The 21,729-nt window shown below is 72.0% G+C and carries 21 protein-coding genes; 15 read left to right on the forward strand and 6 right to left on the reverse strand.

All coding sequences use genetic code 11. The features are described 5' to 3' along the window. Nucleotides 1-1,227 carry a YbfB/YjiJ family MFS transporter gene (locus ABZT47_RS36175; RefSeq protein ID WP_354852367.1) on the reverse strand — a complete coding sequence of 409 codons (1,227 nt, stop codon included), beginning with the start codon at nucleotides 1,225-1,227 and terminating at the stop codon, nucleotides 1-3. Between the two features lie 323 nt (nucleotides 1,228-1,550). On the opposite strand from ABZT47_RS36175, the gene ABZT47_RS36180 reads away from it, so the two are divergent. Together ABZT47_RS36180 and ABZT47_RS36185 are read left to right on the forward strand one after the other, a co-directional pair. Beyond that, nucleotides 1,551-2,477, forward strand: coding sequence for a LysR family transcriptional regulator (locus ABZT47_RS36180; protein WP_354852369.1), 927 nt, complete (start codon nucleotides 1,551-1,553; stop codon nucleotides 2,475-2,477). A 110-nt stretch (nucleotides 2,478-2,587) separates the two neighbouring features. Further along, nucleotides 2,588-2,959: an SgcJ/EcaC family oxidoreductase gene (locus tag ABZT47_RS36185; RefSeq protein ID WP_354852370.1), complete on the forward strand. Its 372-nt coding sequence runs from the start codon at nucleotides 2,588-2,590 to the stop codon at nucleotides 2,957-2,959. A 60-nt stretch (nucleotides 2,960-3,019) separates the two neighbouring features. Here the strand turns inward: ABZT47_RS36185 and ABZT47_RS36190 are convergent, their stop codons facing one another. Further along, nucleotides 3,020-4,009 (reverse strand): S66 peptidase family protein, encoded by a 990-nt coding sequence (locus ABZT47_RS36190; RefSeq protein ID WP_354852372.1) that lies wholly within the window; start codon nucleotides 4,007-4,009, stop codon nucleotides 3,020-3,022. A gap of 119 nt (nucleotides 4,010-4,128) precedes the next feature. On the opposite strand from ABZT47_RS36190, the gene ABZT47_RS36195 reads away from it, so the two are divergent. Further along, entirely contained in the window at nucleotides 4,129-4,920 is a 792-nt protein-coding gene (locus ABZT47_RS36195) for a maleylpyruvate isomerase family mycothiol-dependent enzyme (RefSeq protein ID WP_354852374.1), read from the forward strand. A gap of 87 nt (nucleotides 4,921-5,007) precedes the next feature. Here ABZT47_RS36195 and ABZT47_RS36200 read toward each other — a convergent pair whose 3' ends face one another. Together ABZT47_RS36200 and ABZT47_RS36205 are read right to left on the reverse strand one after the other, a co-directional pair. Beyond that, nucleotides 5,008-7,305, reverse strand: a complete 2,298-nt coding sequence (locus ABZT47_RS36200; RefSeq protein WP_354852376.1) for an ATP-binding domain-containing protein — start codon at nucleotides 7,303-7,305, stop codon at nucleotides 5,008-5,010. A 156-nt stretch (nucleotides 7,306-7,461) separates the two neighbouring features. After that, nucleotides 7,462-7,836: an STAS domain-containing protein gene (locus ABZT47_RS36205; RefSeq protein ID WP_354852378.1), complete on the reverse strand. Its 375-nt coding sequence runs from the start codon at nucleotides 7,834-7,836 to the stop codon at nucleotides 7,462-7,464. 169 nt (nucleotides 7,837-8,005) lie between these two features. Between ABZT47_RS36205 and ABZT47_RS36210 the strand changes: the two genes are divergently transcribed. From ABZT47_RS36210 to ABZT47_RS36250, 9 genes are all read left to right on the forward strand, one after another. Continuing rightward, nucleotides 8,006-9,787 (forward strand): glycosyltransferase family 2 protein, encoded by a 1,782-nt coding sequence (locus tag ABZT47_RS36210; RefSeq protein WP_354852380.1) that lies wholly within the window; start codon nucleotides 8,006-8,008, stop codon nucleotides 9,785-9,787. Nucleotides 9,788-10,043: 256 nt separating this feature from the next. Then, a complete protein-coding gene (locus tag ABZT47_RS36215) occupies nucleotides 10,044-11,102 on the forward strand; it encodes an energy-coupling factor ABC transporter permease (RefSeq protein ID WP_354852382.1) in 1,059 nt (352 codons plus the stop codon). Next, nucleotides 11,102-11,866, forward strand: a complete 765-nt coding sequence (cbiQ, locus tag ABZT47_RS36220) for a cobalt ECF transporter T component CbiQ (RefSeq protein WP_354852384.1) — start codon at nucleotides 11,102-11,104, stop codon at nucleotides 11,864-11,866. The genes ABZT47_RS36215 and cbiQ overlap by 1 nt, the downstream gene beginning before the upstream one ends. Further along, the gene (locus tag ABZT47_RS36225) at nucleotides 11,863-12,615 is read left to right on the forward strand and encodes an ABC transporter ATP-binding protein (RefSeq protein ID WP_354852386.1); all 753 of its coding nucleotides are present in this window, start codon (nucleotides 11,863-11,865) and stop codon (nucleotides 12,613-12,615) included. Before cbiQ ends, ABZT47_RS36225 begins: the two co-directional genes overlap by 4 nt. A gap of 85 nt (nucleotides 12,616-12,700) precedes the next feature. After that, nucleotides 12,701-13,042: an STAS domain-containing protein gene (locus ABZT47_RS36230; RefSeq protein WP_354852388.1), complete on the forward strand. Its 342-nt coding sequence runs from the start codon at nucleotides 12,701-12,703 to the stop codon at nucleotides 13,040-13,042. A 48-nt stretch (nucleotides 13,043-13,090) separates the two neighbouring features. After that, nucleotides 13,091-13,864 (forward strand): SDR family NAD(P)-dependent oxidoreductase, encoded by a 774-nt coding sequence (locus tag ABZT47_RS36235; RefSeq protein ID WP_354852389.1) that lies wholly within the window; start codon nucleotides 13,091-13,093, stop codon nucleotides 13,862-13,864. A gap of 31 nt (nucleotides 13,865-13,895) precedes the next feature. Beyond that, a complete protein-coding gene (locus ABZT47_RS36240) occupies nucleotides 13,896-14,660 on the forward strand; it encodes a crotonase/enoyl-CoA hydratase family protein (protein ID WP_354852390.1) in 765 nt (254 codons plus the stop codon). A 180-nt stretch (nucleotides 14,661-14,840) separates the two neighbouring features. After that, nucleotides 14,841-15,482 (forward strand): rhomboid family intramembrane serine protease, encoded by a 642-nt coding sequence (locus ABZT47_RS36245; RefSeq protein WP_354852392.1) that lies wholly within the window; start codon nucleotides 14,841-14,843, stop codon nucleotides 15,480-15,482. A gap of 105 nt (nucleotides 15,483-15,587) precedes the next feature. Next, nucleotides 15,588-15,998 carry a BlaI/MecI/CopY family transcriptional regulator gene (locus ABZT47_RS36250; RefSeq protein WP_354852394.1) on the forward strand — a complete coding sequence of 137 codons (411 nt, stop codon included), beginning with the start codon at nucleotides 15,588-15,590 and terminating at the stop codon, nucleotides 15,996-15,998. Nucleotides 15,999-16,019: 21 nt separating this feature from the next. Here ABZT47_RS36250 and serC read toward each other — a convergent pair whose 3' ends face one another. Both serC and ABZT47_RS36260 read right to left on the reverse strand, forming a co-directional pair. Beyond that, entirely contained in the window at nucleotides 16,020-17,138 is a 1,119-nt protein-coding gene (serC, locus tag ABZT47_RS36255) for a phosphoserine transaminase (RefSeq protein ID WP_354852396.1), read from the reverse strand. 210 nt (nucleotides 17,139-17,348) lie between these two features. Continuing rightward, nucleotides 17,349-18,455: a citrate synthase 2 gene (locus tag ABZT47_RS36260; RefSeq protein WP_354852398.1), complete on the reverse strand. Its 1,107-nt coding sequence runs from the start codon at nucleotides 18,453-18,455 to the stop codon at nucleotides 17,349-17,351. Between the two features lie 170 nt (nucleotides 18,456-18,625). Between ABZT47_RS36260 and pdxH the strand changes: the two genes are divergently transcribed. From pdxH to ABZT47_RS36275, 3 genes are all read left to right on the forward strand, one after another. Then, nucleotides 18,626-19,282 carry a pyridoxamine 5'-phosphate oxidase gene (pdxH, locus tag ABZT47_RS36265; RefSeq protein WP_354852400.1) on the forward strand — a complete coding sequence of 219 codons (657 nt, stop codon included), beginning with the start codon at nucleotides 18,626-18,628 and terminating at the stop codon, nucleotides 19,280-19,282. Nucleotides 19,283-19,378: 96 nt separating this feature from the next. Continuing rightward, entirely contained in the window at nucleotides 19,379-20,641 is a 1,263-nt protein-coding gene (locus ABZT47_RS36270; protein WP_354852402.1) for an MFS transporter, read from the forward strand. 320 nt (nucleotides 20,642-20,961) lie between these two features. Beyond that, nucleotides 20,962-21,666, forward strand: a complete 705-nt coding sequence (locus ABZT47_RS36275) for a metal-dependent transcriptional regulator (protein ID WP_354852403.1) — start codon at nucleotides 20,962-20,964, stop codon at nucleotides 21,664-21,666. The last annotated feature ends 63 nt before the right edge of the window (nucleotides 21,667-21,729 follow it).

Consider the following 21,729-nt stretch of genomic DNA (forward strand, 5'->3'; position numbering starts at 1 on the left):
TCACGGAGAGGTGACGCAGACGCTACCGGAGGGGCGTTGGTGGGGGAAGCCGACGCGGAGGACGGCGGCGGCCGCGGCGGCCGTGAGGACGACGACGGCGGCCAGGATCAGCGCCCGCTGGTAGCCGTGGTGGAGCAGCGGGGTGACGACCAGCGGACCGAGGATCTGGCCGACGGAGTATCCGGCGGTCAGCAGCGCGACCGAGCGGGGGAAGCGCAGGTGGGCGCCCGCGGCGAGGGCGAGGGTGCTGACGCCGACGAACGTCGCGCCGAACAGGACCGCGGAGACCAGTGCCGCCGCCACGCCGTGGACCAGGGCCGGCAGGGCGATGCCGACCGCCTGGATGACGAGCGCGGCGAGCAGCAGGCCGGGGCGGGACCAGCGGCGTCCGAGCCGGGCCCACAGCGCGGAGGACGGCACGGCGGCCACCCCGACCAGGATCCAGGCGCCGCTGCCCAGCCCGCCGGGGGAGTTCTGCTCGATCGCCGCCACCAGGAAGGTGCCGGCGACGATGTAGCCGACGCCTTCCAGGGTGTAGGAGGCGAACAGCGCGGTGAACCAGCGGTGCGGGCGCGTCCTCGGCCCGTCGCCCGCCGCCCCGGCGGGTTCCGCGCGCGCCGTCGGCGCGGCTTCGGGGCGAAGGTTCCACGAGGCCATGGTGAGGACCTCGGCGAGTACGGCCGCGGCGAACCAGGCCGTCCGCCAGTCGGCGAACGGGCGCAGCACCAGGACGATCAGGCCGGACAGCGCGATGCCGCCGCCGATCCCGCCGAACGCCCAGCCGGCCAGGTGCGCGGGGTGCTCGCGCAGGTGGCTCAGGAGAGAGGCGGCCGTGATGACGAAGACCAGGGCACTGGCGACCCCGGCCAGCAGGCGCAGCGCGATCCACACGGCCGGGCTCTCGGTGACGGGCATCGCGGCCAGGCTGCAGGTGAGCACCACCAGCGCGGCGCGCAGCAGGGTGGACGAGCGGACCAGCGCCGGGGACAGGATGCCGGCGAGCGCGCCGATGAGGTATCCGACGTAGTTGGCCGTGGCCAGGTTCGCGCCGGTCGCCGCGGACATCCCGGTCTGATCGTGCATCAGCGGAAGGATCGGGGTGTAGACGAACCGGCCGACCCCCATGCCCGCGGCGAGCGCCACGGCGGCCTGGGCGACGTGGATCCAGGGCGACCGGAGCGCGCCGTCTCCTCCGGCCGGGGAGGCGAGCAGGGGTCGTTCGGTCATGAGGAGGTCCTTGCGAGGTCGATCGAGGTCTGCGGGCTGAGCCTGCCGTTCGCCGCGCTGGCCGGCCGTCCGGCGGTGGCGGATACGAACGCGAGCGTTCGCCGCCGTGGCCCGCCCGTCCGGCGGTGGCGGGTACGAACGTGAGCCGTCATCGTGCGATGGCGGCGCGGCCCGGTCGTGAGGGGTGCCCGCGCGGTGAACGCACGGGTTCGCTCCACTCACGCGGGCGTTGGGCGACGTGCTCCATCGTCGGCCACGCGCCGGGGTGATCGCCACGACCGGCTTCCTCCCTGCTGGTAGGCGCGGCCTATCACCGACGTAGCATGACAAGGGTGGAACTGCGCCAGCTGCGATACTTCGTGGCGGTGGCCGAGGAACTGAACTTCGGCCGGGCCGCGGAGCGCCTGCTGATCGCGGGTCCGTCCCTGTCCCAGCAGATCAAGGCGCTGGAACGCGACCTGGGCGTGCGCCTGTTCGACCGCGACCGCCGCTCGGTGTCGCTCACCCCGTCCGGGGCGGCCCTGCTCCCGCACATCCGCGACCTGCTGGAACGCGCCGACGACGTCAGGCACCGCGCCCGCCGGCTGTGCGGGTCGGAGCCGGTCCTGCTCGGCTACGTCAACTGGCTTCCGCCGGACCTGACCGCCCGCACCGCCGCGGTGGCCCGCGTCCACGTCGACGCCTGGGTCGGCCCCTCGCACACCCAGGCCTCCCGGGTGGCGGACGGCGGCCTCGACCTCGCGGTGTGCTGGCTGCGCGCCGGTGACCTGGAGCGGCACGGCCTGAACTGCCGGCTCATCGGCGCCGACCGTCTGCACGCCGTCGCCGCCGGCGACGACACCGGCGAGGTGCCCGCCTCGGACACCGCCGTCCTGCTGGGCGACGACGCCTCCTGGTCGTCCTGGAACGCCTACGCCGGAGAACTGGCCGAAAGGACCGGCGCCCGCCCGGTGCGCGTCTCCGACGGCGGCATCACCGGCCCGGCGTTCTTCGACCACGTGCGCCGCAGCGGCCGTCCGGTCGTCAACTCGCCCAAGGGCCAGACCGCGTCACTGCCGCCGGACCTGGTGCGACGCCCGGTCGTCACGCCACAGCCCTACTGGACCTGGTCGCTGGTGTGGCGCCGGAGCGAGGTCCGCGCCGCGGTCCTCGCCGTCGTCGAGGCCCTAGGTGACGGCGGCGACGCCGGCGACTTCGGCGTTCACGGCCCGGACGCCTGGCTGCCCGAGGACGACCCGCACCGGCGGTAGGCGGGCGTCGCCTACCGTTGCACGACACGTCGAGGAGCCGGCCGGCCGTTCACCGCGGCTCACCGGTGCCCGTCGATGTGGGTCTTGATCTCGTCAACAGGAGAACGCCGATGAACGGCAACACAGATAACGAAGCGATCCTCCGGGGGGTCCTGGACCGGTGGAAGGCCGCGGTCGACGGCCACGAGCCCGAGCAGGTCGCGGCCCTGTTCACCGAGGACGCGATCTTCCAGGGGCTGCATCCCTACAGCGTCGGCAGGCCCGGCGTGGCGGCCTACTACGCCTCCCAGCCGCTCGGGCTGACCGCCGAGTACCGCGTCCTCGAGACCCGGGCGCTCGCCGACGGCCTCGTCCTCGGCTACCTGGCCGTCGACTTCTCCTTCACCGACCGCCCACCCATCGCCGTCAACCTCAGCGTCCTGGTGCGGCGGACGGAAGAGGGCTGGTCCCTCGCCCACTACCAGGTCTCCCGCCTCGCCTAGCCGATGACGCCGCCCCCGGGTCCCGGGCGAAACGCCTGGCCCCGGGGCGACGGCGCCGCGTCAATGGTCGAGCAGGGTGAGGGCGGGGGCGCCGGGAGTGGCGTCGAGGCGGGCGCGGCCGCCGATGGGGAAGGTCGCGAACGGATAGGTGTGGCCGACGTCGATGTTGCCCAGGACCGGGATGCCGGCGAGGGACGGCTGGGCGGCGATGAGCTGTTCCAGCAGGGAACGCGTCATGCCGCTCGACCTCTGGAAGCGTCCGATCGCCACTCCGCGCACCGACTCCGCGCCGGGTACCTGGAGCAGCGAGGTCAGATCGCGCGCGAAGGTCGCCGGGTGCGACTCGTAGTCGTCTTCGAGGATCAGCAGCGCGTCGTCGAGCGGGGGCATGTACGGGGTGCCCTGCAGCAGGTTGAGGGTGCACAGGTTGCCGCCCACGACGCGCCCCTCGGCGGTGCCCGGGTGGATCGGCCACCAGCCCTCGTTGGGCGCCGGCTCGCGCTTGTCCTGGTCCAGCCACCACAGATCGTCGCTCCACTGCTCCGAGGGGGTGAGCGTGACCGGCGCGCTGTCGAACACCGCCGCGGTGAACCACTCCAAGATCTGCTCGAAGTGGTCGCGCATGCCGAACGTCGCCCAGTGCGGCCCCGAATAGGTGACCAGGCCGGTGCGGGCGAAGATGGCGTTCTGCAGGGCCGTGATGTCGGAGTAGCCGCACAGGATCTTCGGGTTGGCGCCGATCAATTCCCAGTCCAGGAAGGGCAGGAGCTGGTTGGAGCTGTAGCCGCCGATCACCGTCAGGATCGCCGCGACCGAAGGGTCGGCGAAGGCCTCGTGCAGGTCGGTGACCCGCGAGGCGACAGAGGAGGAGTCGAAAGCGTCCCGCTCGTCCACATGCCGCCCGTAGGTCAGCGTCAGGCCGAGTTCGGCGAACCGGCGCTCGGTGATGGAGCTGTGGTCGTTCTCCAGCACCATCGCACGGGACGAGGCGGGCGCCACCACCCGCACGGTGTCGCCCCTGCGCAGCTTCCGGGGGAATGTCACGTTCATTTCGCGAGGGTAGCGGCCCGCCCTCGGCCGGCGAACCTCATTTTCCGGCCGAGGAAGATTCTCGCGGGTGCCGGTGTTCGTCCGTTCGGACTGCCCCGAAGATGTGACAGGAGAGACGAATGACCGATCGAGCGGATGAGATGATCAAGGCGTTGCGCTCCGGCCTCGACGACCTGGCCGGGCTGGTGCGCGGCTTCACCGCCGACGACCTCGCCCGCCGGTCCGGCGCCTCCGAGTGGGACGTCTCGCAGGTGCTCAGCCACCTCGGCAGCGGCGCCGAGATCTTCCTCGCGACCATCGACGGGGCCCTGAGCGGCGCCGGAGCCCCGGACGGGGATTTCATCAAGAGCATCTGGGCCCGGTGGGACGGGTGGTCGCGCGCCGAGCGCGCCGAGCACGTCGTGGGCGCGAACGAGGCGCTGGTGAGCCGGCTGGAGGGGCTGGACCGGCAGACCAAGGACGAACTGCGCATCCCGCTCTGGTTCCCCGCCCCGCCGAGGGACGTGGCCGGACTGACCGGCATGCGGCTCACCGAGTTCGCCTACCACACCTGGGACGTCAAGGTCGCCTTCGACCAGGCGGCGACGCTGGAGCCGTGGGCGGTCGCGCAGTTGCTCGACGAGGCCGGCGTGCTGCTCGGCTTCACCGGCAGCGCCGGCGAGTTGAACGGCCAGGCGGCCATCGCGGTGCGGTTGACCTCCCCGGAGCGGTCCTTTGGCCTCGGCATCGACGACGCGGTGTCCCTGACCGACGTCCCCGGCGCGCCGGACGGCGTGCTTTCCGCCCCGGCGGAGTGGTGGCTGCGCCTGGTCGCCGGCCGTCACGCCCCCGAGCACACGCCCGCCGAAGTGAGCCTGGACTCCGAGAAGATCACCCTGGACGACCTGCGCCGCGTCTTCCCGGGCTTCTGACCGGCCGCCTCAGCCGCCCCACCCCTCGCCGTCCTCGCCACCCGTCAGTGCCCGGCCGGCCGCCGTCGCTCGCTTCTCACCGGGCGGTCACCCGGCGCCCAGCCGGGACAGGACGGGCGGCAGGCCGTCCTGGTGGACGACGGTCAGCCGCCGGGTGGCCCGGGTGATCGCGACGTAGAGATCCTGGCCGCCCTTCGGGGACTGGGCCAGGATCTCGCCGGGCTCGACGATCACCACCGCGTCGAACTCCAGCCCCTTGGCCTGGGTGACGGTCAGGACGACCGACGGCGAGTCCAGGGCGTCCGCCGTCAGCGCGGACGCCGCCTCGGGGAGCGTCGCGGCGATCTCGCCGTGCCGGGCGTCGGCGGTGAGGACGGCCAGCCGTCCCTCGCCGATCCCGGCCAGCTCCGACCGCACCAGCTCCGGGAGGAGGCGGCGCAGCTCCGCGCGGGGCACCCGCAGGGCGCGCGGCGGCGCCCCGCCGTCGCGGACGGAGATCGGCGGCTCCTGGTCCGGGGCCACCGACCTGAGCACGTCCACGGCGACCTCCATGATCTCCGCAGGGGTGCGGTAGTTGACCAGCAGCCGCGCCTCGCGCCAGCGGTCCTTGAGGTGCGGGTCGAGCATCGCGCCCCATGACCGGGCGCCCGCTGCCGCGCCGGTCTGGGCGACGTCGCCCACGATGGTCAGCGACCGCGCCGGCACCCGCCGCATGATCGTGCGCCAGGCCATCGCCGACAGCTCCTGCGCCTCGTCCACGATGACGTGGCCGTAGGCCCAGAGCCGGTCGCGCTCGGCCCGCTGCGCGGTGGTGAGCGTGTCGCCGCCGTCGTCGTGCCGGTCGGCCAGGGCGCCGGCGTCCAAGATCTCCATCTCGGCGACCCCGCTGATGTGCAGCACCTCGCGCGCGTACAGCTCGACCTCATCGCGTTCGCGCGCCGCGGCGCGCTCGGCCGCCCTGGCCTCGGCGTCGTCCTCGCCGAGCAGGTCGGCCGCCTCGTCCAGCAGCGGGACGTCCTCGACCGTCCAGGGTGAGCCCGCCGGCCGGGCGAGCGCCTCGCGCTCCGCGGGCGAAAGGGACGCGGCGGCCGAGCGCAGCGCCGCGTCGTCGGCGAACAGCTCCGACAGCAGCCGCTGCGGCGTGAGATAAGGCCACAGCAGGTCCAGCGCCTCGCGCACCTCGCGCGTCTGCCACAGGGCCTGGCGGGCGTAGTGCAGGTCCCCCTCCTCCAGGGGCCGGTCAAGGCGCCGCGCCTCGTCCAGGGCGAGCGCGCTCAGGACCGAGTCGACGAACAGCTTGCGCGCCACGTTGTGCGGGCCGCGCACGGCCCGCGCGCGGTCGCGGGCGCGCTCGCAGGCGGCGTGGCCGACGCTCAGCTCCATGCGCTCGACGACGACCTCGACCCCGCCGCGCACCGACGTCTTGGTGGGGACCCGGACGGAGAGGTCGCCGTCGGGGACGCGCTGGCGGTCGCGCACGGCGGCCCTGACCACCTCGACCATGCGGGTGTCGCCCTTGACCAGCGCCGTCCGCGGCTCGTCGGCCGCCGTGGCGCGCACGCCGGGGTACAGCTCGCCGATGGTGGTCAGCACGACGTCGGTCTCGCCGAGCGAGGGCAGCACCTGGCCGATGTACCGCAGGAACATGGCGTTGGGCCCGACCACCAGCACCCCGCGCCGCTCCAGCGTCCGCCGGTGCGCGTACAGCAGATAGGCCGCGCGGTGCAGGGCGGCCACGGTCTTGCCCGTGCCGGGGCCGCCCTGGACGACGAGCGCGCCGGCCAGGCCGGAGCGGATCACCTGGTCCTGCTCGGCCTGGATGGTGGCGACGACGTCGCCCATGCGGCCGGTGCGCCCGCGCCGCAGCGCCGCCATGAGAGCGGCCTCGCCGACCAGCGTGCGGCGGTCGGGCTCGCTCATCCGCGCGAGGTCGAACACCTCGTCGTCCAGGCCGACGACGGTGCGGCCGCGGGTGTGCAGGTGCCGGCGGCGCACCAGGGGCCCCGGGTCGCTCGGGGTGGCGGTGTAGAACGGGCGGGCCGCGGGGGCGCGCCAGTCGATCAGGACCAGTTCGTCGCGGGCGTCCCGCAGCCCCACGCGGCCGATGTAGTAGGTGTCGCCCTCGACGTCGTCGACGCGGCCGAAGCACAGGCCGCGCTCCACGCCGGACAGTTGGGCCAGCCGCCGGGCGTGCTCGTGGGCGTACACGTCGCGTTCGAGCCGCGCCTGGTGGGTGCCGCCGGGCCCGCCGCGCCCGTGTTCGTGGCGCAGCGCCGTCTCGGCGCGCTCGCGTACGGCGTCGAGGCGCTCGTACAGCATGGAGACGTAGGACTGTTCGGCGCGCAGGGCTTCGGTCCGGGCGCTGGAGGATGCGCGACGCTCCATAGATGTGGTATACTCCTTACGGGCAGGATGTATGGCATCTTGATGAAGACATGCCAAGTGCACGAGCGTAACAGCTCGCGCCCACCCTCGCATCCGTCCGACGCGGCCCGTGCGGGCCGCGCGTCCATCACCCGGTCGTCGCCCGTAGGCGGCGCGTCATGCCGCCTGCACCGTCGCCACGGCGTCCGCCGTGCTCTGGTAAGTGTCGAAGTGGTGGTCCAGATGGGTGATGGTCAGCAACCTCGAGACCATCATGCCGGGCGTCACCGCCAGCGCCAGCCTCCCACCCATCTCGCGAACCCGGTTGTAGGTGTTGACCAGCAGCCCCAACCCCAGTGAGTCGCAGAAGCTCGTGCGCGTCAGGTCGAGCACGAGGCAAGGAGGGCGCACCCCCTCTATGGCGTGGTCGAGCTCCGCGCGCAGGCGCGGCACGGCACTCATGTCGAGTTCCCCGTCGATCTGAACGATGACGCATTGTCCGTCGAGTCGTTCACTGATGTGCAATCCCGTTTCGTGCGCCGGATAGGCCATCTCGTCACCTCCGTCGGGGCCGGGCTACCCCGACAAACGGGTAATAAGCCCGCGCGGCCAAATGAGCAGGTAAAACGGGTGATGCCAACGCGGTGATTGCGCCGCCAGGCGCGGGTCATCGGTTACATAATGAATCGCAATGAAGACGGAAAGTAGTCGGCGTGTCGACGTGAGCATCGTGGTGCCCGTCCACAACTGCCGCCCCTACCTCGACCGGTGCCTCACGTCGTTGCTCACCCAGGCCGTGAGCAAGGAGATCGTCGTCGTGGACGACGGCTCCACCGACGGCAGCCGCGAGCTGCTCGCCGACTATGCCGAGAAGTTTCCCGAGATACGGGTCTGGCACCAGCAGCCGTCCGGCGGCGCGGCCCGGCCGCGCAACCGCGCGATCGCGCACTCCAGCGGGCGCTACGTCTTCTTCTGCGACGCCGACGACCACCTCGGTCCCGAGGCGCTCCAGCGCATGGTGGCCATGGCCGAGCGCAACGGCTCCGACATCGTGCTCGGCAAGATGGTGGGGCACGGCCGCACGGTGCCCACCTCCATGTTCCGGGAGAACCGCGACCACGCGCCGCTCGGCGAGAGCACCGTCTACAACACCCTCACCTGCTTCAAGCTCTTCCGGCGCGAGCTGCTGACCCGCCACCGGATCCGGTTCGACGAGTCGCTGCGCGTGGGGGAGGACATCGTCTTCTCCGTGCACGCCTACTGCCACGCGCGCACGATCTCCGTGGTCGCCGACCACGACTGCTACCACCTGACGGCCCGCCCGGACGGCACCAGCATCATGCAGGAGCCCGGCAGCCGTGACCCGCTCGCCTGGCTGCGCATGATCCGCACGCCCATCGAGCTGATGACGCGCCACGTCCCCGAAGGGCCGCTGCGCGACCACCTCATGCGCCGGCACTTCCGTTTCGACATCCTGGCCCAGCTCGGCGCGCCGTTCCTGGACGCGGACGCCGTGCGGCGCCGTGCCATCGCCGGGGAGGTGTCCGACATGTGCGCGGCGTGGCTGACCGACGGCGTGCTCGAACGGCTGCGCCCCATCGACCGGCTTCGCGCCGCCTCCCTGGGGGACGCCGCGCGGCTCGAACGGCTCGCCCGGGTCGAGACCGCCGTGCTGCGCCGCCGCCTGACCGCCCTCGAATGGAGGGGGCACCGCCTGGAGATCTCGGGCCGCGCGTCGTTGTCGGACTCCTGGAACGGCGTGGCGGTCGGTCTGCTGCTCAGGGAACGCTCCACCGGAGCCGAGCGGCGGGTGCCGGTGACCTCGGTGGCGGACGTCTTCGCCGCCGGGGTCGAGGTCTCGCACCTGCCCCCCGGAGTGTGGGACATGTACGTCGTGCTGGCGTGCGAGGGAGTGCGCCGGGTGGCGCGGTTCGGCGCCGACCGCGACTCCGGGGTCGCCTGTCCCGCCGTCCGGCTGACCGGCGCGATAGCGGTGCCCTACTTCACCCGCCCGCACGGCAACCTCACCATCGACATCGGCGGCCATGTGGCGGCGGTCCCCGGGTCGGCGCGGCTGACCCGCGCCGCGTGGGGTGGCAAGGGGTCGCTGACCATCGAGGGCACGGTGACGGTCGGGGAGGGGTGCGCGGTCGCCGGCCGCGCCCGCCAGGTGGTCTGGCGCGAACGCTCCTCCGGCAGCGAGCGGCGGGTCCCGGTGACCGCCGCCGGCGCGGCGGGGTTCACCGCCACCTCCTCGCTCGACGCCACGGGCGTCTGGGAGGCCGAGCTGGAGCTCGACCTCGGCGGGCCGCCGCTGCGCTATCCCGTGCAGGTCGGCGAGACCGAGGTCGCCGGGCTCGGGCCGGGGATGGCCTGGTGGCGGGGGCGCAGGCGCTGGACGGCCACCGCGCGGGCGTCCAAGATCCGCCGCAGGCTCGTGGTCACCGTCTCGGCGCGCGGCCCGCGAGCGGTCGTCCGCCGCACCATCCGCATCGGCCGCTGACCCCGCGCAGACCCCGGCGGAGCCCGCTGGCCAGGTGGTTTCCGGCCGGCCGATCCTCGGCCGAGCCCGCACCGAGTAGGGGGCTTCACTTGGGGGCGGCCACGGATATGTACCTCTGGGGCCACATAAGGGGTGGCGCCCACCCCTACCAGTGAGAGGGCTACGCCCCAGCATTTAGGTCGTTCTTGCCAGTCTCTTGCAGCTACGAGGTAATGGCTTAGAGTTGGCACGACTCGATCCCACCTCGGAGGCTCTGGTGCACGTACCAGACGGTTTCTTCAACGCGGCGGTCTCCATCGGCGCGGGGGCCTTCGCCGCCGCCGGCCTGGCCGTCTGCCTGCGCGGCGCGCGCCGCGAACTCGACGACCGCACCGCCCCGATGGCGGGCCTCGTCGCGGCGTTCATCTTCGCCGTCCAGATGCTCAACTTCCCCGTGGCGGCCGGCACCAGCGGCCACCTTCTCGGCGGCACACTGGCCGCGGTGCTCGTAGGGCCGTACACGGCCGTGTTGTGCGTGGCGGTGGTGCTGCTCGTCCAGGGGTTCTTCTTCGCGGACGGCGGCCTCACCGCGCTCGGCGTCAACATCACCCTGATGGCCATCGTCACCTCCGTCGTCGGCTGGGCGGTGTTCCGCCTGATCGTCCGCAGTGCCCCCCGCAGCCGCGCGGCCATCCCGGTCGCGGCCTTCATCGGCGCCGCCGTCTCGGTGCCGGTCGCGGCGATGGGCTTCACCCTGCTGTTCTGGATCGGCGGCACCGCGCCGATCGACGTGTCCTCGGTGGCGATCGCGATGGGCGGCGTGCACGTCCTCATCGGTCTCGGCGAGGGCCTGATCACCGCGCTCACCGTGAGCAGCGTGCTGGCCGTGCGCCCCGACCTGGTCTACGGCGCGAAGGGGTTGAAGGCCAAGCTGGTGCTGCGCACCGCCGACGGCGCCAGCACCGAGGTCGCCGGCGGGCCCGCGCCCGCGCCGTCCCGCAGCCTGCGGCCGCTGCTCATCGGCGGCGCCCTGGTCACCGTCCTGCTGGCCGGCGTGGTCTCCTTCTACGCCTCCAGCAGCCCCGACGGGCTGGAGAAGGTCGCCGGCGACAAGGGGCTGAACGTCAACGAGCGCGACCACTCCCTCGGCGGCGGGCCGCTGTCGGACTACAGCGTCAAGGGCGTGCAGGACGAGCGGCTGTCGGTGGGCGTCGCGGGCGTCGCCGGCGTCGGCATCACGGTGCTGGCCGGCGGTGCGATCTTCTACGTGGTGCGGCGCCGCAACCGCCAGGGCGAGGCCGAGGGCCGGCTCGACGGTGACAAAGTGAGCGCCTGATGGGCGCCGGGCACACCCACCAGCTCTACCGGCCGGGCGACACGGTGATCCACCGCCTGCCGCCCCAGTGCAAGCTCCCCGCGGTCGCGGCGTTCGCCGTGGTGGTGGTCGCCACGCCGCGGGAGGCGTTCTGGGCCTTCGGGGTCTACGCCCTGCTGCTCGCCGCGGTCGCCGCGGTGGCCAGGGTGCCGGCGAGGTTCCTGCTGCGCCGCATGGTCATCGAGGTGCCGTTCGTGATCTTCGCGGTGGCACTGCCGATCATCGGCCTGGGCGAGCGCGTGGAGGTGCTCGGCCTGTCGCTCAGCTCCGCGGGCCTGTGGTCGGCCTGGAACATCCTGGCCAAGGCCACCCTCGGCGTCGTGGCCAGCATCCTGCTGGCCGCGACCACCGAGCCCCGCACGATGCTGCTCGGCGCGCAGCGGCTGCGCCTGCCGCAGACCCTCGTGCAGATAGCCATGTTCATGCTGCGCTACATGGACGTGATCCTGGACGAGATGCGCCGCATGCGCGTCGCCCGCGAGGCGCGGGGCTTCGTGGCCCGCGACGTGCGCCACCTGCCGGTCATCGCCAAGTCGGCCGGCGCGCTGTTCATCCGCTCCTACGAGCGCGGCGAGCGCGTGCACCTGGCGATGCTGAGCAGGGGCTACACAGGGTCCATGCCCGTCATCGACAACCTGCGCGCCTCGGCGCGCAGCTGGGCGACCGCCTCCCTGCTTCCCATGGCCGCTCTGGCGACGGCCGTACTGTCCTGGAGTCTCACGTGAGCAATCCGCCACCTTCCCTGCGCGTCAGCGAACTGGCCTACGCCTACCCCGACGGCACCCAGGCGCTCTACGGCGTCGACCTCACCATCGGGCGCGGCGAGCGGGTCGCGCTGCTCGGCCCGAACGGCGCGGGCAAGACGACCCTGGTCATGCACCTCAACGGCATCCTGACCGCCGGGCACGGCGAGGTCGAGGTGGCCGGTCTGCCCGTGCGCAAGGAAAACCTGGGCGAGATCCGCCGCCGCGTCGGCCTGGTCTTCCAGGACCCCGACGACCAGCTGTTCATGCCCACGGTCCGCGAGGACGTCGCGTTCGGCCCGGCCAACATGGGCGTGCGCGGCTTCGAGCTGGAGCTGCGGGTGAACGAGGCGCTCGCGCAGGTCGGGCTGCCCGACATCGCCGACCGGCCGCCGCACCACCTGTCGTTCGGGCAGCGCCGCAGGGTCGCGGTCGCCACGGTGCTGGCCATGCAGCCGGAGATCCTCGTGCTGGACGAGCCGTCGTCCAACCTCGACCCGGCCTCGCGGCGCGAGCTGGCCGAGATCCTGCGCTCCCTGGACGTCACCGTGCTGATGGTCACCCACGACCTGCCCTACGCCCTGGAACTGTGCGAGCGCTCGCTGATCCTGTCGGACGGGGTCATCGCGGCCGACGCGCCGACCCGTGAGATCCTCGCCGACCCCGACCTGCTCGCCGCCCATCGCCTGGAGCTCCCGTTCGGCTTCGCGGTGGCTCCTCAGCCGCTCTGATCCGCTTTCAAGCGGCGATGCTGTGGCGTACTGAGCCCGTCGCCGCGCCGCCAGGACTAAAGTGGGCCCCGCAAGGAGGTTCCACATGAAGTTGCGGCTGGCGCGGCGGGCGTTCGGAGACGCCGTCGTCGTCGCTGTCGAGGGCGAGCTCGATCTGTTCACCGCGCCCTTCCTGCGCGACGAGGTGCGTGATGCGATCAAGCAGGACAGCAGCCGCCTGGTGCTCGATCTCGCCTCGCTGTCCTTCATGGACTCAAGCGGCCTGTCGGTGCTCATCGAGGCGTGGCGCCTGGCGACCGGCGAGGGCGGCGGGGTGTCGCTCGCGGCCCCGCAGGCGCCGGTGGCGCGCATCCTGCGCACGACCGGTCTCGACCGGCGCATCAAGGTTTATCCTGACGTCGACGCCGCCATCTCGGCCGAGATTTGAGCCACCCCCAGTAGAACTTCATTCGGTTGCCACGTTAAGGTCCGGGATATGGACCTGAACGGAGCAGCAGCAATCATCTCAGGCGCCGCCAGCGGCCTCGGCGAGGCCACGGCGCGCGAGCTCGCGGCGGCGGGCGCGACCGTCGTGCTGGCCGACCTGAACACCGAGCGCGGCAAGGCTATCGCCGACGAGCTCGGCGGCGTCTTCGTGCAGACCGACGTCTCCGACGAGGCCTCGGTCCAGGCGGCCGTGGACGCCGCCGTGGCGACCGGCAAGCCCCTGCGCGCGGTGGTCAACAGCGCCGGCATCGGCTGGGCGTCGCGCACCGTGGGCCGGGACGGCTCGCCGCACGACCTGGCGAGCTACCGCAAGGTGATCGACGTCAACCTGATCGGCACCTTCAACCTCATGCGCATCGGCGCGGCGGCCATGGCCAGGACCGAGCCGGTCGACGCCGACGGCGCGCGCGGCGTGGTGATCAACACCGCGTCGGTCGCCGGCCTGGAGGGCCAGACCGGCCAGGTGGCCTACTCCGCGTCCAAGGGCGGCATCATCGGCATGACGCTGCCGGCCGCCCGCGACCTGGCCGCGATCGGCGTGCGGGTGCTGACGATCTGCCCGGGCATCATCGACACGCCCATCTACGGGTCGGGCCCGGAGGCCGAGGCGTTCAAAGCCAAGCTGTACGCGCCGGTGCCCTTCCCCAAGCGCATGGGCCGGGCCTCGGAGTTCGCCCACCTGGTGCGGTCGCTGGTCGAGAACGACTACATGAACGGCGAGGTCATCCGCTTCGACGGCGGGATCCGCTTCCAGCCCAAGTGAGCCCGCTCGTATCCGCGAACCGGAGGCAAGGGTGTCTGACGAGGTTCTCGTCGAGGTCGACGGCGGCATCGCCGTCATCACGATCAACAGGCCGCAGGCCAGGAACGCCATCAACGGCGCCGTCGCGCGCGGCGTGGTGGCCGCCCTGGACGAACTGGAGGACCGCAAGGACGTCTCGGTGTACGTCCTGACCGGCGCCGGCGGCAACTTCTCCGCCGGCATGGACCTCAAGGGGTTCCTCAGCGGAGACTTCCCGGCGGTCGAGGGGCGCGGGTTCGGCGGCCTGGTCGAGGCGCCGCCGAAGAAGCCGATCATCGCGGCGGTGGAGGGGTACGCGCTGGCCGGGGGGTTCGAGCTGGTGCTGTCCTGCGACATCGTCATCGCCTCCGAGGAGGCGAAGTTCGGCCTGCCCGAGCCCAAGCGCGGCCTGGTGGCGGGCGCGGGAGGCGTGATGCGCCTGCCGCGCCGCATTCCCTACCACATCGCCATGGAGATCGCCCTCACCGGTGACTTCTACCCGGCCGCGCGGCTGGCCGAGCTGGGCCTGGTGAACCGGGTGACCCCGCCCGGCGGCGCGCTCGCCGCGGCCAAGGAGTTCGCCGCCAAGATCGCCGCCAACGCCCCGTTGTCGCTGCTGGCGACCAAGCGCATCCTGGTCGAGTCGGCCGACTGGTCGCTGGACGAGATGTTCGCCCACCAGTCGGCGATCATGAACCCGGTCTTCGGGTCCAAGGACGCCATGGAGGGCGCCGCGGCGTTCGCCGAGAAGCGCGCGCCCAATTGGACGGGCGAGTGATCGTCTCCGGGAAATGATCGTCACGCCGCCGGCGATCAGCGCCGGCGGCGCGGAAGGCGCATGATCCGATACCCGGAACATGCGCCTTTTTCGCGTGCATCGGAAATCGCGGGTTAAACACGGTCCGCGTACGGTAAAGGGAGGACAAAAAGCGTTCCAGGTCCCGCTGCGAGGAGAACGATGAGCGACTACGCGACCAGAGTGAGAGCTCCGGGCGCCACCTCGGGCGAGAAGGTACGCCGGCGTGTGGTCGACCTGGTCACCGGCGCTCTCGGCGCCGCCATCGTCATCGCGCTCCTGGTGTGCGTCGAGTGGGCGGTCGAGGTGGTCGATTACGTCCTGCCGGAGAACCTGGACCAGTACGGCATCCGCCCGCACCAGGTGGACGGCCTGAGCGGCATCCTGTTCGCGCCGTTCCTGCACGCGGGTTTCGGCCATCTGATGGCCAACACCGTGCCGCTGGCCATCCTCGGCTTCCTCGCCGCGCTGCGCGGCCTCGGGCGTTTCGTCCTCGCCAGCGTCATCATCATCGTGGTCAGCGGCCTGGGGGTGTGGCTGGTCAGCCCGCCCGGGGTGACGCTGGGGGCGAGCGGGCTGGTGTTCGGCTACTTCGGGTACGTCGTGACGCGGGGCCTGTTCGACCGGCACCTGCTGGACATCGCGCTCGGCATCGGCGTCGCCGCGCTGTACTACTCGCTCATCTGGGGCGTGCTGCCGGGCCAACCCGGCATCTCCTGGCAGGCCCACCTGTTCGGGCTGGTCGGCGGGGTGATCGCGGCCTGGACGCTGCGCCGCAGGAGGCGCGCGGCGGCGCTCGCGTGAACACCGAAGACCGACGGCGGAACGGCGCCGGTCGCCACCGCGGAGAAAACGCGGGATGAACGATGGCAACTGACATGGCGGGTGCCCGTGGGCCACAATGTCGGCGTGAATAGCCTGGGCTCCCTGGAGCGCGCCATCATGGAGGTGCTCTGGGACGCGGCCCACCCCCTGCTCGTCCGCGAGGTGCAGGGAAAGCTCAACGCGGACGCCGAACGGCCGCTCGCGTACACCACCGTGCAGACCGTCGCCGAACGGCTCGTCAGGAAGGGCCTGCTGAGCCGCACCGCCGAGCGCAAGGCCTTTCGCTACTCCGCCCGGCGCAGCCGCGACGAGCACGTCACGGCGGTCATGCTGGCCGCCCTGGCCGAGACCGACGACCGTGCCCCGGTGCTGTCGTGCTTCGCGCAGAGCGTCGAACTGGACGACGCCCTGCGCCTGCTGGAGGAGCTGGCGCGCCGCACCGGCGCGCCGCCCCCCATCACCGGGCCCGGCTGGGTGCCCCCGCCCTCGTCCTGACGGGCGGTGAGTGGGCGCCGGTCAGCCCTGGAGCCGCTCGACCACGTGGTCCACGCAGGCCGTCAGCGCCTCGATGTCGGCCGGGTCGATGGCCGGGAACATCGCGACGCGCAGCTGGTTGCGGCCGAGCTTGCGGTAGGGCTCGGTGTCGACGATGCCGTTGGCCCGCAGCACCTTGGCGACCTCGGCGGCGTCCACCTCGGGCGCGAAGTCGATGGTGCCGACGACGCTGGACCGCTGGGCGGGATCGGCGACGAACGGCGTGGTGTAGGAGGTCTTCTCGGCCCAGGTGTACAGCCGCCCGGCCGAGTCGGCGGTGCGCGCGGTGGTCCAGGCCAGGCCGCCGTTGCGGTTCATCCACTCGATCTGGTCGGCGAGCAGGAACAGCGTGGCCACGGCCGGGGTGTTGTAGGTCTGGTCCTTGACCGAGTTGTCGATCGCGGTCGGCAGGCTGAAGAACTCGGGCACGAACCGGTCGGTCGCGGCGATCTCCTCCACCCGGGCCAGGGCGCGGGGGGAGAACAGGGCGATCCACAGGCCGCCGTCGGAGGCGAAGCTCTTCTGCGGCGCGAAGTAGTAGACGTCGAACTCCCCGGCCTCGACGGGCAGGCCGCCGGCCCCGGAGGTGGCGTCGACGAGCACGAGCGACTCGTCGTCGGCCACGCGCTTGATCGGCATGGCCACGCCGGTGGAGGTCTCGTTGTGGGTGAGCGCGTAGACGTCCACGCCGGCCTCGGGCGTGGCCCGCGGGTGGCTGCCCACCTCGGACTTGATCACGGTCGGCTCGGCGAGCCAGGGCGCCTTGGCGGCGACGGCCGCGAACTTCGACGAGAACTCGCCGAAGTGGAGGTGCTGGGACTTCTCCCTGATGAGCCCGAAGGCCGCGATGTCCCAGAACGCCGTGGTGCCTCCGTTGCCGAGCACCACCTCATACCCCTCGGGCAGCGAGAACAGGTCGGTGAGGCCCTCGCGCACCCGGCGGACGAGGTTCTTGACCGGCTTCTGGCGATGGGAGGTGCCCATGACGCTCGCGCCGGCGGAGGCCAGGGCGGCCAGCTGCTCGGGGCGTACCTTGGAAGGCCCGCAGCCGAAACGGCCGTCAGCGGGCTTCAGTTCAGCGGGAATCTCGATGTCAGCCACCTAACCAGGGTAGTGAGCCGCCCCGGTGCTCACGTCGCCGGTCCGGATCCTGAGACCCGGTGGGCGTGTCGCCTGAGACTCGGCGGGCGGGCCGCCGGGGCGGCGGGCACGCGAAAGGCCCGCAACCTGCGGCTGCGGGCCCTGTGCGGGCGCGGCGTCGGTGGCCGGCTTCGCCGGGGGGCGTGACCGGTTCCCGTGCGGACGGCGGGGTCAGTTCTTGCCGGCGACCTCGTCGGCTCCGGGGACGTCGTCGATCGAGCGCTGCGGGGGGCCGACGTACTTGGCGCTTGGGCGGACCAGCCTGCCCGTGCGCTTCTGCTCCAGAATGTGCGCCGCCCACCCGGCGGTGCGGGCGCAGGTGAACATCGAGGTGAACATGTGCGGGGGCACCTCGGCGAAGTCCAGCATGATCGCGGCCCAGAACTCCACGTTGGTGGCCAGGACGCGGTCGGGCTTGCGGGCGTGCAGCTCGGCCAGGGCGGCCTTCTCCAGCGCGCAGGCGACCTCGTAGCGGGGGGCGTTGAGCTCCTGCGCGGTGCGGCGCAGCACGCGGGCGCGGGGGTCCTCGGCGCGGTACACGCGGTGGCCGAAGCCCATCAGACGCTCGCCGGAGTCCAGCGCGCGCTTGACGTAGGTCTCGGCGTCGCCGATGCGCTCGACCTCCTCGATCATGTGCAGCACGCGGGCGGGGGCGCCACCGTGCAGCGGGCCCGACATCGCGCCCACCGCGCCCGACAGGGCGGCGGCGACGTCCGCGCCGGTGGAGGCGATCACGCGGGCGGTGAAGGTGGAGGCGTTCATGCCGTGCTCGGCGGCGGAGGTCCAGTAGGCGTCGATGGCCTTGACGTGCTTGGGGTCGGGCTCACCGCGCCAGCGGATCATGAAGCGCTCGACGATGGTGTCGGCCTCGTCGACGCGCGACTGCGGGACCATCGGCAGGCCCAGGCCGCGGGCCGACTGGGCGACGAACGACAGCGCGGTGACCGAGGCGCGTGCGAGATCGTCGCGGGCCTGGTCTTCGTCGATGTCGAGGAGCTGGCGGAAGCCGTAGGCGGGGGCCAGCATGGCCAGGGCGCTCTGGACGTCGACGCGGATGTCACCGGAGTGGACAGGGATGGGGTACGGCTCGGCCGGAGGAAGGCCGGGCTTGAACTTGTTGTCGACGAGCAGGCCCCACACATTGCCGTAGGAGACGCGGCCGACCAGCTCTTCGATGTCGACGCCCCGGTAACGCAGGGCGCCCCCTTCTTTGTCCGGTTCCGCGATCTCGGTCTCGAACGCTACTACGCCTTCGAGCCCGGGTTTGAAGTCGGACATTCTCGGCCGCCTCCCTTTCTTGAAGTCAAAGCCTTGATGTCGAGATACCGGCGGGTCATATTCAACCCCCTCGGCGTGGGTGCTCTGCCGCAGGGCCCACCGAAACGCGATCCGCCCTGGTGGGGGGTGCGACTTCGGCTGTGGCGCCGGACGCGGAAGAATACCGGTCTGTGGATGCCGCATCGAGCCCGCCGCCGCCGTTCGCGGCGCTGCGCCGTACGTACGAGGGCCTGCCGCTCAGCGAGGCCGATCTCGCCGCCGACCCTGTGACGCAGTTCGCGTCATGGTTCGCCGACGCCGTGGACGCGGGGTTCCCCGAGCCGAACGCCATGGTGCTCGCCACCTCCTCCGCCGGGGGCCGCCCGGCCGCGAGGACCGTCCTGCTCAAGGGATACGACCAGGAAGGCTTCGTCTTCTACACCAACTACGAGTCGCGCAAGGGCCGCGACCTGGCGGAGAACCCCCGGGCCTGCCTGGTGTTCCCCTGGCACCCCATGCGCCGCCAGGTGCGCGTGGAGGGCACCGTGGTGCGCCTGCCGCGGGAGGATTCCGCCGCCTACTTCCATTCTCGCCCGTACGGCTCTCGCATAGGCGCCTGGGCCTCCCGGCAGTCGGCGGTCGTGCGGTCGCGGGAGGAGCTGGACGACCGCTACCGCGAGCTCGCCGAGCGCTGGCCGGAGGAGCCGCCGATGCCCGAGTTCTGGGGCGGGTTCCGCGTGGTCCCGGCGGAGGTCGAGTTCTGGCAGGGGCAGGTCGACCGCATGCACGACCGGTTGCGCTACCGCCGCGCGGGCGGGGTGTGGCTGGTGGAGCGGCTGGCCCCCTGACCTTCGGTCGGCACCCCCTCCCTCTGAACCGCTCACCCCCACAACCTGGGTAATGTGTCCGGAGATTTCTCAAATGTCCGGGTTGGTGAGGTGGAAATGGCGCTCGTCCTTCAGTCGGTGCTGAAGCGTGTCGCCGTCGACACCCGCCCGCTGGGCGTCGCCCCGTACCGGCGGCTGCTGCTCGGGCAGGGTGTCTCGTTCATCGGCTTCCAGCTCACCTCGGTGGCCGTCAGCGCCCAGGTGTACGACATCACCCACTCCTCCCTGTGGGTGGGCCTGCTCGGACCGGCCAACCTCATCCCGCTGGTCGTCTTCGGCCTGTGGGGCGGCGCCGTCGCCGACGCCGTCGACCGCCGCAAGCTGTTGCTCATGGGCTCGGTGGTCGCCTGGCTGGCGACGGCCGCCCTGCTGCTGCACGCCTGGGCGGGGCTGAACAACGTGTACCTGATGCTCGCCATCGTCGCCGTCCAGTCCACCGGCTTCGCCGTCACCTCGCCGACGCGCAGCGCGATCATCCCGAGGCTGGTGGCCGCCGAGCGCGTCGCCGCGGCCAACACTCTGAACTTCCTGGTCAGCAGCGTCGGGACGGTGCTCGGCCCGCTGCTCGCCGGCATCGTCCTGGCCAAGTCCGGATACGCCGCCGCCTACCTCATCGACGCCCTGCTGTTCGGCGCCGGGTTCTACGCCGCCGTCCGACTGCCCCGCCTGGCCCCCGTCGGCGAGGTGTCCCGGCCGGGCCTGCGGTCGGTCGTGGACGGCCTGCGGTACATCGCCACCCGCCCGATCGTGATGATGTCCTTCGTCGTGGACATCATCGCCATGGCCTTCGCCCTGCCCCGCGCCCTGTACCCGGAATTGACGGCCGAGCGCTTCGGCGGGTCGCCGGTCGCGTTCGGCTGGCTGTCGGCGAGCCTGGCGATCGGCGCCGTCGCGGCCGGGCTGGTGTCCGGCTGGGTCGGCAGGGTGCGCCGCCAGGGGGTGGCGCTGACAATCGTGATCGCGCTATGGGGGCTCACCGTCGCGGCGGCGGCGTTCGCGCAGCCGCTGTGGCTGATCGTGGCGCTGCTCGCCGTCGGCGGCGCCATCGACCTGGTCTCCTCGGTCTGGAGGCAGACGATCCTGCAGACCTACGCCCCCGACGAGATGCGCGGGCGCATGCAGGGCGTGTTCATGGTCGTGGTCGCCGGCGGTCCCCGCCTTGGTGACCTGCGGGCCGGCGCGACGGCCGGCGCCTTCGGGCTCGTGCCGGCCTGGGCGGGCGGCGGGCTGCTGTGCGCCGCGATCGTGCTGGTCGCCGGGCTCTCGATCCCGGCGTTCCGCAACTACGACGCGGTGCGCGACGGGCTCGCGCGGCGCTGATCCCGGCGCGGCCGGCCGGGACGGGCGGCGCCGCCGGGGGCGCGCGGCCGTCGAGGGAGCCGGTGCGGACCTGTCCTGCGAGATCAGGTTCCGTGGGTTCAGGCGACGCGCGTGGCGAAGGATGCGATCCTAGAGAAGGAGTCACATGTTGCCGCCGCCGCGGTCGTCGTTCCCCGTCTCGCACCGTTGTGTCGGTAGGTCTGCGTAAGCTCTGTCCGGACGCCGATCCGTTCCCGGGAGACAGCGCCATCGGCCTGTGCGGACACGGCCGTGGCCCCCGGGAGCCGGACGTAGCATCGATACTTGGGAGGGGAGGAGCCTTGACCGCACACGGCCTGATCGACACCACCGAGATGTACCTCCGCACGATCTTCGAGTTGGAGGAGGAGGGGATCACCCCTCTGCGCGCCCGCATCGCCGAGCGGCTGCAGCAGAGCGGCCCCACCGTCAGCCAGACGGTGGCCCGCATGGAGCGTGACGGCCTGGTCCGCGTCGAGGGCGACCGTCACCTGACCATGACCGACCTCGGGCGCACGCTCGCCACGCGGGTGATGCGCAAGCACCGCCTGGCCGAGTGCCTGCTCACCCAGGTCATCGGCCTTCCCTGGGAAGAGGTGCACGTCGAGGCCTGCCGCTGGGAGCACGTCATGTCCGAGTCGGTGGAGTCCCGCCTGGTCACCCTGCTCGACAACCCGGTGGTCTGCCCCCACGGCAACCCCATCCCAGGTCTGGACGAACTGGGCGTCAAAGAGTCCGACTCGTCCGCCGATGAGGTGATCTCGGCCATGGCCGATCTCGCCGGGCCCAGAGGCATACCCGTAGTCGTGCGGCGAATTAGCGAACAAGTGCAAAGTGATCCTGCTGTGATGCTTAAACTCAAGCAAGTTGGGATACAACCCGGACGCGAGGTGACGCTCGCGGCGAGCGACGACGGTGTACGGGTGACAGGTGACGATGAAGCGCACAACACGCCCGCGGAGTTCCCGCGCGATGTCGCCGCGCACGTCTTCGTCTCCCGGCGCTGACCGGTCAGAGCGTGATCGCTTGCATACCAGTGGGGGGTCTCCCTTTCCCTTGTCCCTCAGCCC

Source organism: Sphaerisporangium sp. NPDC005289 (assembly GCF_040607455.1).
Lineage (GTDB): Bacteria > Actinomycetota > Actinomycetes > Streptosporangiales > Streptosporangiaceae > Sphaerisporangium > Sphaerisporangium rhizosphaerae.

Excerpts from the sequence above, each read along its gene's own strand:
- ABZT47_RS36200 (WP_354852376.1), bottom strand. The coding sequence starts at position 7,305 with ATGGAGCGTCGCGCATCCTCCAGCGCCCGGACCGAAGCCCTGCGCGCC.
- ABZT47_RS36235 (WP_354852389.1), top strand. The coding sequence starts at position 13,091 with ATGGACCTGAACGGAGCAGCAGCAATCATCTCAGGCGCCGCCAGCGGC.
- ABZT47_RS36230 (WP_354852388.1), top strand. The coding sequence starts at position 12,701 with ATGAAGTTGCGGCTGGCGCGGCGGGCGTTCGGAGACGCCGTCGTCGTC.
- ABZT47_RS36175 (WP_354852367.1), bottom strand. The coding sequence starts at position 1,227 with ATGACCGAACGACCCCTGCTCGCCTCCCCGGCCGGAGGAGACGGCGCG.
- ABZT47_RS36195 (WP_354852374.1), top strand. The coding sequence starts at position 4,129 with ATGACCGATCGAGCGGATGAGATGATCAAGGCGTTGCGCTCCGGCCTC.
- ABZT47_RS36245 (WP_354852392.1), top strand. The coding sequence starts at position 14,841 with ATGAGCGACTACGCGACCAGAGTGAGAGCTCCGGGCGCCACCTCGGGC.
- ABZT47_RS36180 (WP_354852369.1), top strand. The coding sequence starts at position 1,551 with ATGACAAGGGTGGAACTGCGCCAGCTGCGATACTTCGTGGCGGTGGCC.
- cbiQ (WP_354852384.1), top strand. The coding sequence starts at position 11,102 with ATGGGCGCCGGGCACACCCACCAGCTCTACCGGCCGGGCGACACGGTG.
- ABZT47_RS36270 (WP_354852402.1), top strand. The coding sequence starts at position 19,379 with ATGGCGCTCGTCCTTCAGTCGGTGCTGAAGCGTGTCGCCGTCGACACC.
- ABZT47_RS36185 (WP_354852370.1), top strand. The coding sequence starts at position 2,588 with ATGAACGGCAACACAGATAACGAAGCGATCCTCCGGGGGGTCCTGGAC.
- ABZT47_RS36190 (WP_354852372.1), bottom strand. The coding sequence starts at position 4,009 with ATGAACGTGACATTCCCCCGGAAGCTGCGCAGGGGCGACACCGTGCGG.
- ABZT47_RS36205 (WP_354852378.1), bottom strand. The coding sequence starts at position 7,836 with ATGGCCTATCCGGCGCACGAAACGGGATTGCACATCAGTGAACGACTC.
- ABZT47_RS36260 (WP_354852398.1), bottom strand. The coding sequence starts at position 18,455 with ATGTCCGACTTCAAACCCGGGCTCGAAGGCGTAGTAGCGTTCGAGACC.